The 13,719-nt window shown below is 45.3% G+C and carries 11 protein-coding genes, 1 tRNA gene and 2 pseudogenes; 12 read left to right on the top strand and 2 right to left on the bottom strand.

What is annotated here, in order from left to right; translation table 11 throughout:
• Positions 1–63 precede the first annotated feature (63 nt).
• Complete coding sequence (locus KW548_14040; GenBank protein QXX06208.1) at positions 64–612, top strand: NAD(P)H nitroreductase; 549 nt, start codon at positions 64–66, stop codon at positions 610–612.
• Between the two features lie 37 nt (positions 613–649).
• Here the strand turns inward: KW548_14040 and KW548_14035 are convergent, their stop codons facing one another.
• Complete coding sequence (locus KW548_14035) at positions 650–1,525, bottom strand: LysR family transcriptional regulator (GenBank protein QXX06207.1); 876 nt, start codon at positions 1,523–1,525, stop codon at positions 650–652.
• 242 nt (positions 1,526–1,767) lie between these two features.
• On the opposite strand from KW548_14035, the gene KW548_14030 reads away from it, so the two are divergent.
• The 6 genes and pseudogenes from KW548_14030 (at position 1,768) to recR (ending at position 7,399) form a co-directional block, all read left to right on the top strand.
• The gene (locus KW548_14030) at positions 1,768–2,868 is read left to right on the top strand and encodes a response regulator (protein ID QXX06206.1); all 1,101 of its coding nucleotides are present in this window, start codon (positions 1,768–1,770) and stop codon (positions 2,866–2,868) included.
• Positions 2,869–3,211: 343 nt separating this feature from the next.
• The gene (locus tag KW548_14025) at positions 3,212–3,577 is read left to right on the top strand and encodes a YbaN family protein (GenBank protein QXX08078.1); all 366 of its coding nucleotides are present in this window, start codon (positions 3,212–3,214) and stop codon (positions 3,575–3,577) included.
• Between the two features lie 161 nt (positions 3,578–3,738).
• Positions 3,739–4,284, top strand: a complete 546-nt coding sequence (apt, locus tag KW548_14020; protein QXX06205.1) for an adenine phosphoribosyltransferase — start codon at positions 3,739–3,741, stop codon at positions 4,282–4,284.
• A 12-nt stretch (positions 4,285–4,296) separates the two neighbouring features.
• Positions 4,297–6,382, top strand: a pseudogene (dnaX, locus tag KW548_14015) (DNA polymerase III subunit gamma/tau).
• Between the two features lie 71 nt (positions 6,383–6,453).
• Positions 6,454–6,783, top strand: a complete 330-nt coding sequence (locus KW548_14010; GenBank protein QXX06204.1) for a YbaB/EbfC family nucleoid-associated protein — start codon at positions 6,454–6,456, stop codon at positions 6,781–6,783.
• A 16-nt stretch (positions 6,784–6,799) separates the two neighbouring features.
• Positions 6,800–7,399 (top strand): recombination mediator RecR, encoded by a 600-nt coding sequence (recR, locus tag KW548_14005; GenBank protein QXX06203.1) that lies wholly within the window; start codon positions 6,800–6,802, stop codon positions 7,397–7,399.
• Positions 7,400–7,447: 48 nt separating this feature from the next.
• Here recR and folD read toward each other — a convergent pair whose 3' ends face one another.
• A complete protein-coding gene (gene folD, locus KW548_14000; GenBank protein ID QXX06202.1) occupies positions 7,448–8,311 on the bottom strand; it encodes a bifunctional methylenetetrahydrofolate dehydrogenase/methenyltetrahydrofolate cyclohydrolase FolD in 864 nt (287 codons plus the stop codon).
• A 201-nt stretch (positions 8,312–8,512) separates the two neighbouring features.
• Between folD and KW548_13995 the strand changes: the two genes are divergently transcribed.
• The 5 genes and pseudogenes from KW548_13995 to KW548_13975 all read left to right on the top strand — a co-directional run bounded on the left by KW548_13995 (position 8,513) and on the right by KW548_13975 (position 13,675).
• Positions 8,513–8,589: transfer RNA gene (locus KW548_13995), tRNA-Arg, on the top strand.
• A gap of 191 nt (positions 8,590–8,780) precedes the next feature.
• Positions 8,781–9,389: a DUF2913 family protein gene (locus KW548_13990; protein QXX08077.1), complete on the top strand. Its 609-nt coding sequence runs from the start codon at positions 8,781–8,783 to the stop codon at positions 9,387–9,389.
• Between the two features lie 723 nt (positions 9,390–10,112).
• Positions 10,113–10,836, top strand: a pseudogene (locus tag KW548_13985) (response regulator).
• A gap of 3 nt (positions 10,837–10,839) precedes the next feature.
• Entirely contained in the window at positions 10,840–12,288 is a 1,449-nt protein-coding gene (locus KW548_13980; GenBank protein QXX06201.1) for a HAMP domain-containing protein, read from the top strand.
• A gap of 139 nt (positions 12,289–12,427) precedes the next feature.
• Entirely contained in the window at positions 12,428–13,675 is a 1,248-nt protein-coding gene (locus tag KW548_13975; protein ID QXX06200.1) for an ABC transporter substrate-binding protein, read from the top strand.
• Positions 13,676–13,719 lie beyond the last annotated feature (44 nt).

The raw sequence follows: 13,719 nt of genomic DNA, 5'->3' as shown, positions 1-13,719 counted from the left end.
TTTTTTGTTACCTGAGGTTATGATCAAGCCAAAGCAAAGATAAAAACTCAGTAAGGATTTCAAATGGATGCTTTAGATTTGTTGCTCAACCGTCGTTCGATAGCAAAATTGTCTGAGCCTGCGCCAGAAGGACAGGTGCTTGAGAATATAATCCGTGCTGGATTGAGAGCCCCAGATCACGCGGGCTTAACACCTTGGCGCTTTGTTATTTCCCAAGGTGAAGGTCTTAACAAGCTGTCACACATTCTGGTATCAGCGGCCAAAGTCGAGAACAGCGAAGACGCGGTGTTAGACAAACTGAAAAATGCGCCATTCCGAGCACCTATGGTTATCACAGTGATTGCTAAAGTTACTCAGCATGAAAAAGTACCGCCACTGGAGCAATATCTATCTGCGGGTTGTGCGGTGCAGGCTATGCAAATGGCCGCGGTGGCTCAAGGTTTTCAAGGCTTTTGGCGTTCAGGAAAGTGGATGTTTCACCCAGCAGTTCATGATGCGTTTGGTCTAACAGGGGAAGATGAAATTGTTGGCTTTCTCTATTTGGGAACACCATCATGTAACCCAATGAAAGTACCAGAACGGGACCTGAGTAAGTTTGTCGAGTACTTGTAACAAAAGAGCTTGGGGTCCCCCAAGCTCTTTTTATTTATCAATGGATGTTGTAAGCGATCACAAAGTCGATGAACAAGCGTACTTTTTCTGGTAGGTGGTCTTTGTGGTTATACAACATGTAGATATCTCGTGGGTTTGCGCTCCACTCTTCAAGAACCCGCACTAAACTGCCATCTTGGAGGTACTCCTTAAGCATCGCATCAGGCATAAGCGTTATACCCAAGCCATCTGAGCATGCACTGCGTACCACGTCTAGGGTGTTTGCTTGAAAACGTCCTTTATCATTATTTACAACGGTTTCTCCACTGGCGTTAGTCAGTTGCCATTTGAGGAGAGGGGCACCTTTCAACAGCGGGTGGGTGTGTAAATCTTCGGCATGTTTTGGGGCTGGGTTATTTTTCAAATAAATTGGGCTGGCAACCAAGATATCTTCAACAGAACTGATTTTACGAGCAATGAGGCTTGAATCTCGTTGCGGGCCAACACGGAATATGACGTCCCATTCTGTTGGGTCGAGCTGATCTGCATGGTTACTGGTAGTGAGCTCAATATTAATGTCCGGATAATGCGTCATGAACTCATTGAACATCGGCATCATCATTCTCTTAGTGAGGTTAGAGGGTGCTGAAATTCGAATTTTACCCGCAGCGCCACGACATTCGTCAGTGATCTCTTCAGCGGCTAGGGTCAGTCTGTTGAGTAGCGGAGAGCATTCATTGTAAAAACGTTCGCCGGCTTCCGTGAGAGAAAGCTTACGAGCATGGCGATTGAGCAGTCTAAGGTTTAGAGCCTCTTCCAACGCTTGTATGCGTCGAGTGATTGTAGCAACGGGAATCATCGTCTTACGAGACGTGGCGGTATAGCTCCCATTTTCCACAACTAGCCTAAACAGGTTGAGATCGTCTAATTTCATTATGTCCGACACATTTTTATGGATTTGGTTAATTTATATCTATATCAGATGTCAAAGGTTGAGTCACATCAACAAGTTTTACGATCTTTGACATTGCATACATATAGTATGTAACAAGTGCGAGAAGTGGAAGATTTGTATAAATACACTTTCGCGACTACTTTTAAATGAGTGTTTGAAACGAGTTATAAAAACAATAATAACAGCAGTTGTACGTTTTTAGTTGTGTGAGGCGAAGGTTTATGCATAAAACATACGAAGTGGCGACAAAGCCCTCAGTTCAGCTGGCTGCCAGCCCAAAACGGATTATGCTAGTCGATGATGATCCTGTTTTTCGTAAGATTACCAGCGGGTTTCTCGAAGCTCAAGGTTATCAAATAGTTGAAGCTGAAAATGGCTTAGAAGGTCTCAAAAAGCTCAGAGATGCTGAGCCAGATATCATATTGTGCGATCTATCGATGCCAGTGTTGGATGGTATAGAGTTTGTGGAAGAGGTGAGTTTAGAGTACCCATCGCTCCCGTTGATCGTTGTGTCTGCAACCGATGAAATGTCAGATGTAGCAAAAGCGCTACGTTTTGGTATTAAGGATTTTTTACCAAAGCCAATTGCAAATCATGAGCATCTTGCGAGTGCAATCGAAAACACACTCGACGATTCAGATAACCATCTTTCTGATCAGCGTGATTTTGCCAGCCAATGGTTTCGTGTAGACAGTGGTGATATGCCAGAGGAACAAGAGTTACATTGGCACCTCGAATATCTCGAAGACAATCCCATTGCTGCGAAAGATTTACTTCATGCTTTGCTACCTGATAAGGATACCTCTCAGGGGGATTGGAAGTGCAGTTACCGCTTATTGCAGTCCACAGATGTTATGCCTCTAGTGTTTGATTATGCTTGGCTTATGAATGGCCAGTTTGCGTTTTATCTTGTTGACTCAGCGAGCGAAGGGCAGCATGGTGCAGCGACGACTCTGCTGGTACGCGCGTTGTTCCATGATTACTTAAGAAATCTGAAGTGTTTCAACGCGGATCTGAAAGACATTGCCGACCTCCTTGAAAAAGGGGTGACATGTTCCGAATGTGCGAGTCCTGTACGTGCCTTGTTTGGATTAGCTGATGTGTCTGAAGGAACACTATCTATTTTACCTGCCGGATTAGATGCCCAGTGGTCTAATGGCTATTTTTCGCAGCACATCCCGGCGGGTGTCAGGCTAGGGGATAGTTGTGCGAAGAACTTCATTACCACTGATTTGCCAATACAGTCTGCTTGCCAGTTAACTTTAAGCTGCTTGGGTTCAAGTAGTTTCAGCTTAGATATTTTCCGCGGAGGGAGTGCGTAAGCGCTCCTTTGGCATTGAGTAGAATAGTGGAATAACCATTTTTTTATTCGGTGTTTATGTGCAAGGTATTAGGGTATAGTCCGCCAAAACAAAAATGACCCAATGTTTTAACGAAAGTTTAACTCGTGGTCGGAAAGTCGTCACTACATTAGAGAAGTAATCCCATGGCAGACAAAGATTTCAAAGAACCTTACAATATTTTCTACTTTCTAGGTTTTATTGCAGTGCTACTGATCCCTACACTACCAGCCACGTTAACTTGGATTCGTGTAATGAATGGATACGCGGGTTTCTAATTGATTTCTCGGAGCTTACCATCAGTATTCAAAGACTTGGTTTAAATATTGTCGGTAGCTTAAGTTTGTGCCTGGGCTTTCTGGGCATATTCCTCCCTCTTCTCCCAACGACGCCATTTATTCTTCTTGCCAGTGCGTGTTTTATGCGCAGTAGCCCAACCTTCCATCGTTGGTTGCATGAGCACAAAACGTTTGGGCCCATCTTAGACAATTGGCATCAGCATGGTGCAGTAACCAGCAAAGTAAAAACACGTGGAGCCATTTGCATGGTCGCGAGCTTTACCTTTTCTATTTGGGTTGTTCCCCACTTTTGGTTAAAGATTATGCTGGTGGTCATGCTGATCATCTTATTGACTTGGTTTATTCGTTTACCAGTGATTGAGCGCCTTGCTGACAAGCAAGAAAATCACTAAGATTGCAGTAAAGTTTGCCCGCTCTTCAGAGTGGGCGTTTATAATTGTAGGCACAGATCATTTAAGTCAGCGGTTGATGACCCAAATGTGCAGAGAACCCCGCTAGCGTCACCACATAATGACACGATAGGTACACGCTTAGCCAATCTAAGAAACGAGTTATGACAACTGAAACAATCTCACTGATCAAATCCAGCATCAAAAGTATTCCAGATTATCCAAAGCCAGGCATTCTATTTCGTGACGTGACCAGCTTGATGGAAGACGCTCCTGCTTACCAAGCGACGATCCAACTATTAGTTGAAAAATACAAGGACATGGGTTTCACCAAAATTGTAGGTACAGAAGCGCGTGGTTTTCTCTTCGGGGCTCCGCTTGCACTTGAGCTAGGACTAGGTTTTGTTCCTGTGCGTAAGCCGGGTAAATTGCCACGTGAGACCGTTGCTCAATCTTATGAGCTCGAGTACGGCACTGACACACTGGAAATCCACACTGACGCGATTTCGGAAGGTGACAAAGTGTTGGTTGTTGATGATCTTTTGGCTACTGGTGGCACTATTGAAGCGACAACGAAACTGATTCGTCAGTTGGGTGGCGCTGTGGAACATGCTGCATTTGTTATCAATCTTCCAGAGATTGGTGGCGACAAGCGTCTAGAAGGTTTAGGCCTCGACGTATACAGTATCTGTGAATTTGACGGCCATTAATCGGATATATTCATGAGTTATCTTGCTTTAGCTCGAAAGTGGCGACCTACTAACTTCAATGAAGTGGTAGGGCAAAGCCATGTTTTGACAGCATTGGAAAATGCTTTAGCCCAGAACCGGCTCCATCATGCCTACTTGTTTAGCGGTACACGTGGTGTTGGGAAAACGACGATAGGTCGATTGTTTGCAAAAGGGCTGAATTGTGAAACAGGAATCACAGCGACGCCTTGTGGTACTTGTGCTACTTGTAAAGAAATCGATGAAGGCCGTTTTGTCGACCTATTGGAAATCGATGCTGCGTCACGCACTAAAGTTGAAGATACTCGTGAATTGCTGGATAACGTGCAATATAAGCCTGCACGTGGTCGATTTAAGGTTTATCTAATCGATGAAGTCCACATGCTCTCGCGCCACAGTTTTAACGCATTACTTAAAACACTCGAAGAGCCGCCTGAGTATGTTAAATTCCTTCTGGCGACGACTGATCCGCAAAAGCTACCTGTTACCATTTTATCCCGTTGTTTGCAGTTTCATCTCAAGCCAATCAGTGTTGATAGTATCCATGAACAGTTGGATCATATTTTAAAACATGAGCAAGTTTCCTCTGAGCCGCGAGCGCTTGGAATGATAGCACACGCTGCTGATGGTAGTATGCGTGATGCATTGAGCTTAAGTGATCAGGCCATTGCATTAGGTAACGGACAAGTACTTACTGACAGTGTGGCACACATGTTGGGCACACTGGATACCGACCAGGCGTTGCATTTGCTTGAGGCGATCAGCTCAAAGCAACCTCAGGTGGCGATGGACCGTTTATCTGCCTTAGCGCAAAACGGCGTTGAATGGGATGGGCTGCTCCAACAGCTTGCGACTCAGTTGCATCGTCTCGCCATGTATCAGGCACTGCCTGCAACCTTGGACAAGGCACAGCCTGACGCAGAAAAAAGTAGAGCTTTTGAGTCGTGCTTTAGCGCCTCAAGATGTTCAGCTGTACTATCAAATTGCTTTGAAAGGTCGCCAAGATCTTCCTTTAGCGCCTTCAGAGCGCATTGGTCTAGAGATGGTTGTGCTGAGAATGATGGCATTCAGGCCATCAGCGAAACCTGATGCACAAGCAATCTCGACAGATGTTACTCAGTCTGAGCTGACGACTCCAGCGTCAGTCTCTCAACCTCTCTCTAGTGCGACGACTCACAGTACCACGTCGCCTGTCGTACCGACTCCTTCCCATCGGCAGGATCGAGAAGCGTTACCGCCGGCTGGTTACATGCCAGAGCAATATCGCCATGAGCCTATGGATTACGAGCCTTTGCAGCATGACACACCGGATCCATCTATGTCTCAAGAGCAGCAGGTTCCGCCTTCAGTGCAACAGGGCCAGCCTACATCGCCTGTGAGTGGGTTGCGTCATCAGCTTCGTTCTCAACGTAAAGGGAACCATCAAGGAAATACGCCAAAAAAGGCTAACGCGACATCAGCAAAAAAATCAGAATCTGTTCTTGACCGAGTTGCTCAGCGACAATCAGGAACTCTGCCGGTGTCGCCATTGTCAAACTCGCAGTCGGTAGCGACACCTGAGCCGATTAAGAATGAACCTTATCAGTGGAAGCCGACTTTAACTCAAGTCGAAAAACAGGGTAGTGAACTGACTCCAACTCAGATAAAAAAAGCGTTGGAGCATGAGAAAACACCTGAAATGGCCCAAAAATTAGCAGAAGAGAGCCTAGGGAAAAATGAGTGGGCAAAGCTGATTAGTCAGCTGGACACGGCTAAGCTGACTGAGCAATTGGCTCTGAACTCCCATTATGAAAAACAAGGTTCATTAATCGCACTGACATTAAGGCCTCAGCAGGCGCATTTAAATACTGAGCGTGCGCAAAGTGAGTTACTCGAGGCAGTCAACAGAGCTATTGGTGAGGATTGCCATCTTACTGTTAAGATAGGCGATAGCGGAGAAACACCTTTAGAGCTGAGAGAAAAACTTTATCAAGGAAGATTGCAACAGGCGTTTATGAGCTTAGAAAATGATAATCATGTTCAGTTCATTGAGCAAAGATTTGCTGCAGAACTCGATAAAGACAGTGTACGACCAATCTAACTCTGGGGTTGAAAAGTCATACTTCGACCCCATTTATTAACGAAATAGGCTAAATAACCAGAGAGATAATCATGTTTGGTAAAGGCGGTATGGGCAATTTGATGAAGCAAGCCCAGCAAATGCAAGAGCGTATGCAAAAGCTTCAAGAAGAAATTGCAAATATGGAAGTGACAGGTGAGTCTGGTGCAGGCCTAGTAAAAGTCACTATCACGGGCAGCCACAGCGTGCGTCGCGTTGAAATTGATGAAAGTCTGATGGAAGACGACAAGGAAATGTTAGAAGACCTTATCGCTGCTGCTTTCAACGATGCTGCTCGTCGTGTTGAAGAAACTCAGAAAGAAAAAATGGCTGGCGTGACTGGAGGTATGCAACTACCACCGGGCATGAAAATGCCTTTCTAATCGATAGGGTTAGTTAATGCGCACCAGTCATATGCTGGAGCAATTGATGGAGGCCTTGCGTTGTCTGCCTGGGGTTGGTCCCAAGTCGGCTCAACGTATGGCCTTTCATTTGTTACAGCGCGATAGAAAAGGTGGTTTGCAGTTATCGGATGCGTTAAGCCATGCGATGACGGAAATTGGTCACTGCAATGAATGTCGCACGTTTACCGAAGAAGAAACCTGCCATATTTGTACCAATCCTAAACGTCAGGAAAATGGTCAAATTTGTGTAGTTGAAAGCCCGGCTGATATTGCTGCTGTAGAGTCAACGGGTCAGTTTTCTGGCCGCTATTTTGTTTTGATGGGGCATTTGTCTCCCCTTGACGGAATTGGTCCGAGTGATATTGGTCTGGATGTGCTCGACTACCGCTTACGCCGAGGGGATGTTTCCGAAGTCATTCTCGCGACCAACCCCACAGTCGAAGGGGAGGCCACAGCACATTATATCGCTGAATTGTGTAAGGAACATCAGGTTCAGGCGAGCAGAATTGCCCATGGCGTCCCTGTAGGTGGTGAATTAGAGTTGGTGGATGGCACAACCCTCTCACATTCACTGTTAGGTCGACAAAAGCTATGATTCATACTGGATGATTGAAAAAGCCACTCATGAAGAGTGGCTTTTTTGTTATTTCTGTTTGGTGTGGAACTGTTCACAAGCCAACATCGTATTCTCAATCAAGCTGGCTACTGTCATTGGACCAACACCACCAGGAACGGGCGTAATAAAGCTCGCGCTTTCCTTTGCGTTTTTGTAATCGACGTCACCGACTAGTTTTCCAGACTCTAAGCGGTTGATACCGACATCGACTACCACGGCGCCTTCTTTGATCCAATTACCTGGAATAAAGTTAGGTTTACCTACCGCCACTACCACTACATCAGCTTGTCGCACGTGGCTTTCGAGATCTTTGGTGAATCGGTGACAAGTGGTCGTTGTACAGCCCGCTAGCAGAAGCTCAAGCGTCATAGGGCGGCCAACAATGTTAGATGCGCCTACAACAACCGCATGCTTACCGCGAAGGTTGATATTGTAGCGGTCAAGTAACGTGATGATGCCTTTGGGTGTGCATGACCGAAGTTTAGGGATACGTTGAGCAAGACGACCAACGTTATAAGGGTGGAAGCCATCAACGTCTTTTTCTGGGTGAATACGCTCTAATACATGTGTTGCATCGATACCAGCGGGTAACGGAAGCTGTACCAGAATACCATCAATTTCTTCGTCAGCATTCAACTCATCAATTAGAGACAACAATGCTTCTTCTGAAGTTGAAGCAGAAAGATCAAATGATTTTGATACGAACCCTACTTCTTCACACGCGCGACGCTTGCTTCCAACGTACACTTGCGATGCCGGATCTTCCCCGACCAGCACTACAGCAAGGCCAGGTGCTCTTAAGCCAGAATTGACACGAGCCTTCACACGAGCGGCAACTTCCGATCGAACGGTTTGAGAAATAAGTGTTCCATCAATATTTTGAGCAGTCATGGCGTTCCTTTAAATAGAATGGCTATCTAGTTGCCGCGCATTGTCGCAAAAAATTTGACTAACATCTATAAGCAAACGTTTGCCTTGAGGTGTTTTTAATCAAAATGCAATCTGGTGACCTTTTTTTAGTCATTCAGATCAGAATGTTAAGAAAATACCTTGTTTTAAGAACTCGAACTCGTATAATCCTTTCCCTGTAGCGCGCCCTTAGCTCAGTTGGATAGAGCACGTGCCTTCTAAGCATGTGGTCGCAGGTTCGAATCCTGCAGGGCGTGCCATTTCTTTAAAAACCCTGATGGCTTAGCGGCTGTCAGGGTTTTGTCTTTCTGTGAAAGGATGAAAACTGGCTCATAACCATAGCGTGACGATTGCACTGAATTTGACCTGTACATAAGCTGAGCTTTTCTGTAGCATGTCGTTCCTTCTCAAAGTACCTAAGCTTGAACAGGGCCCCATACGTTCAGACAACATGCGCAGTATCCATACTAAAATTAAACCCGAGTTTGAGCCTCTTCTGTCTGAGCTAGCATTACATGCATTGCTTCATCTGCACACTAATCATTCTGCACAGGCTTTAGGCCGAAAGTCGCGTTCGGACATCAATGATATACTTTCTGCTTGGCTGAACAAAGCGGCTAACAGCAAGAAGTATAAGCCTTTTAAGAAGAAAGTCCGCTCTCTGGTCAGTCACGCTCGATCTCAGCGTCTGGATATGGAATCAATGCTAGGCAATCTGTTCTCACCAATTCATGGTGATGAATTGCCTCATTTAGACAGTTTTCTTTTGCTTATCAACTCTATAGAGAAAGAACTCAATACAACGGTGCTGGTGTCTAGTGCAGAAGAGGTGGACTTAGCCTTTAATCCTAAAGGTTGTCTATTGTGTGTGCTGTCACCGGATTTGAATGCGCATTTTGATAATCGCAATCGTCTATCTGCTGATATTTCAATGCTATTTCGTGGTACTCGTGGCGAAAAGCATGCCATTCTTCGAACCATTTACGCTTCCGCAATCTTTGAACATAAAGTTGATTACGAAGATGATAGCTTTGTGCGCATTAGCTTAGGCTTGAAATAAATTTACCGCTTCGTTCCTTAATGAACTAAAATCTTAATTGCCTTCATTTAATTAGGTTTTCGCGAAATTTAGCCACAACTTACCGACAAATCGCGCACTGGAGCCAATTGTTTACACTCTTAAAAAATCAAAAAATAAGCCTAATCTCTCATTTTATTCAGATTGTCATAAAAATTTAATCTTGATGTGTGTTGAGAAAATTCTTCGAATTCATCATATTGTAATTAAGATGTAATAAAAACAACGAGGAGAACGTATGCAGCATCAAGAAATGATCCAACCTTCTAACTTTGGCGTTATCAGCCGCACTTGCCTATTTTCTCTTGTCGGGATTGTGGGTGTTTTCGCTCTTATTTAATATTGAATGACACTAAAGCAAAGCCTTAATAAGTGTTCAGGGACGTGGTTATAACATCATTTATTAGGGCAGCTTTCGAAGCATATCTATCCGCTTTATGCTACTTTCTGCGATAACAGCTTTGCAAATGGACTGCATATGTCTTCTCTGTCGCCGCTCAACCTTAACCACTGCTTTAGTCAATTCCCTTCAGCAGCTCTTCCTAATTGACCTCTCTTGTTAAAAAGTACTGAATTACTTTTATATTTGTTAATAGGTTGTGATCTGAATCTGTTTTGTGATCAAATAATCCAATTTTATCAATCTGCCCCATTCCTATTAATCTCTAAACTAGAGCCAGACATCGTAAGTAATAATTGAAGTGAATGAACGCAAAGATACTTGTTGTAGATGATGATCTAGAAATTCGGGAGCTGTTGGGTGAATACCTAACCAAAGCGGGTTATCAGGTCAACGCCGTGGCGGATGGCGAAGAATTAAAGGCGCACCTTGATCAAGAAGGCTACCCTGATATGGTGCTTCTTGATGTGATGCTACCGGGTGATGATGGCTTTACCTTGTGCCAACATATTCGTCGCGACTCGAATGTACCTATTATTATGCTTACCGCAGTGTCGGACGAAACTGATCAGATCATCGGTCTGGAAATTGGTGCCGATGACTACATTGCCAAGCCATTTAATCCACGTCAGCTCATCGCTCGAATCAAAGCAGTCTTGCGACGAGTTCAAGTCAATGAAGAAAAAAAGTTCGGATTCTCTACCAAAACAGATTACGTTTGGCGACTGGCAACTTGATACCTTAGCGCACAAAATTACCCATAGTGATACCCAAGAAGAACACGATCTGTCGGGCAGTGACTTTGCACTCTTAATGCTGTTTCTCTCGCGCCCGAATGAGGTTTTAGATCGCGATACGATCTCTTTTGCGACCAGAGGGCGAGAGGCACTTCCCTTTGAGCGAGGTATTGACGTCCAGTTGAGTCGCTTGCGTCAGCGTCTGGGTGATAGTGGTAAATACCCGCAATATATTAAAACTATGCGCGGAAATGGCTATATCCTCGCCGTACCAGTCAGCATCGAACATTGATAGATGAACGCTCTATTACATAGGCTAAAACCCAATTCCTTGGTCACCCGTACTCTAGGGCTAGCGTTGTTAGCGGTGATATTAGCGCAGGGCATTGCCACGGCTATCTGGTACACCGAATCGAAGCAAAAAGAGTTGGCAGGTATTCAGTCTGCCTCTGAAAGCATGGCGAACATGTTTGCTTCAACCGTGACATTTTTCCAATCCCTACCGACGCGCTATCGTCATATTGTACTGGATCAGATTCGTAATATGGGTGGCACGCGTTTCTTTGTGTCATTCAACAAAGAAAAGCTGATTGTTGAGCCGATTCCAGATACACAGTTAAAAAGAGCCTCACTTTCTGCGGTGGAAACTGTGCTCAACGACAAGTTACCTAAGGTGTCTTCGATATCTGTCGACTTTTCTCATGCGCACAATCTTCGTCTACTAAAGAATGACATCTACCTTAGTGATTTACCCAAATCATGGGCGCATCATACTTTAACATTATCACCCATTGATCCTCCCGTCCTGGTGGTACAGATTGAGCTTAAGAGCAATGAGTGGGTCTATATTGCTGCGTTACTTCCCGCACCCTATGTCACATTGGATGACACCTTAATTGGTCGAGAGCAGATCCTGTTTATCTTCTTCTCGACGACCTTGTTGCTTGGTCTGACTTATCTGTTAATGCGTCGGCAAGTCAAACCCTTAAAGCGTTTGGCAAAAGCGGCCAATGAAATGAGCATGGATATTGATCAGCCGCCACTAGGTGAAGAAGGGGCGAGCGAACTGGTCACTGCGACGCGAGCGTTTAATCGTATGCAGCAGCGTATCAGACGCTATGTGGCTGATAGGGAGCATCTGTTTTCGTCTATATCGCATGATCTCAAAACGCCGATCACTCGATTACGGTTAAGAGCTGAGCTACTCGATGACGACAAAAAACGTCATAAATTCAATCAGGACTTAGATGAGCTGGAGATGATGGTCAAAGGGGCACTTCAATGTGTGAAAGACACTGATTTACACGAGAACAATGCCTTTATTGATCTCAATGCCATGATTCAGTCGGTAATAGAACCGATGAACTTTAAGCGTGATTGCGTCACTTTTACTCCAATCGAGATGGAACCTATGGTGGCTAAGCCCTTAGCCATTAAGCGAGTGTTGACCAATTTAATCGATAATGCGGTTAAATATGGAAATAGTGCGAGCGTGTCGATTGAAGTGACGGATGAATGGATTTCCGTCTCGATTGACGATGTTGGACCGGGCATACCAAGTGATAAGCTCGAAGCCGTTTTTGAGCCGTATTTTCGCTTGGCTTCTGATGACCAAGGCCACGGTTTAGGCTTAGGTATCTGCCGTAACATTCTGCATGGGCACGGCGGAGATCTCATTATCAGCAATCGCCCACAAGGCGGTTTGAGAGCGCAACTCTTTATCCCACCGACACTTGAAGTCTAATGTAACATTGGTGTTACATTCTTATTACGGTTTGTTTCAATCTAATCTGTACAAATCTATACACTCATTTTCGAACACATGAAACAGGGGGCTTGTTCGCTGTCAGCCCTGTGTCTAATCCAATACATGGAAGATAATAATGAAAATGAATAAAACCCTACTTACCTTATCCCTTCTATCAGCGGCTTCTATGACTCAAGCGGGTGAAGTTGAAGTGCTTCACTGGTGGACTTCTGGTGGCGAAGCTAAATCCATTTCTGTTCTGAAAGACATGCTGGAAGAACAAGGCCATAGCTGGAAGGATTTTGCGGTTGCTGGTGGCGGTGGTGAAAGTGCGATGACGGTACTGAAAACTCGCGCGGTGTCAGGCAACCCACCTTCAGCGGCGCAGATCAAAGGCCATGACATTCAAGAGTGGGGTGGTCTGGGTTTCCTGACTAATCTTGATGACGTTGCAGAAAAAGGTAACTGGGATGGCGTGGTGCCAAAAATGGTGACCGACGTCATGAAGTGGGATGGTGATTTTGTCGCTGTGCCAGTCAACGTTCACCGTGTGAACTGGCTTTGGGCAAACCCAGCGGTATTTGAAAAAGCGGGCGCAAAAGTCCCAACGACCTTGGATGAGTTTTTTGTCGCAGGTGACAAAATTAAAGCAGCTGGTTTAATCCCGTTGGCCCACGGTGGTCAGCCATGGCAGGACGCTACTGTGTTTGAAGCGGTTGCGCTTGATGTTTTAGGCAGCGAAGACTACGTCAAAGCCTTTGTTGAGCTGGATATGGATGTTCTGTCTGGCGACAAGATGGTCGACGTGTTTGCCAAATTCCAGAAAATGCATGATTACATCGACTCAAACTCGCCGGGCCGTGACTGGAACGTTGCGACTTCTATGGTGATCAATGGTGAAGCAGCGATGCAAATCATGGGTGATTGGGCGAAGGGCGAATTCTCAGCAGCCGGCAAAGTGGCAGGTAAAGATTATGTCTGTGTACCAGCTCCGGGTACCGCAGGTCAATTTACTCATAATGTCGACAGCTTTGCTTTCTTTGAGCTAGGCGAATCAGGTAACCAACAAGCGCAAAAAGCGCTGGCAGCGACCATTCTTGACCCTAAATTCCAAGAAGTGTTTAACCTGAATAAAGGTTCGATTCCAGTGCGTCTGGATATGGATATGTCGAAGTTTGACAAGTGTGCACTGGATTCAATGGACGAGTTTAAAGCGACGGCGAAATCCGGTGATCTCGTACCAAGTATGGCGCACGGCATGTCAACAACCAGCTACGCACAAGGCGCGATTTTTGATGTTGTGACTAACTTCTTCAATGACAAAGATGCCAATCCGCAAGACGCCGCGCAGAAACTGGCGAAAGCAGTAAAAGCGGCGATTTAACGGCGCTTTATTCTGTCACCCCCAAGGGCAGGCAGGCTTGTGGG

Source organism: Vibrio neptunius, from assembly GCA_019339365.1.
GTDB lineage: Bacteria > Pseudomonadota > Gammaproteobacteria > Enterobacterales > Vibrionaceae > Vibrio > Vibrio neptunius.
The sequence above is the reverse complement of the archived record's forward strand: the minus strand, read 5'-3'. Positions and strand labels throughout refer to the sequence as shown.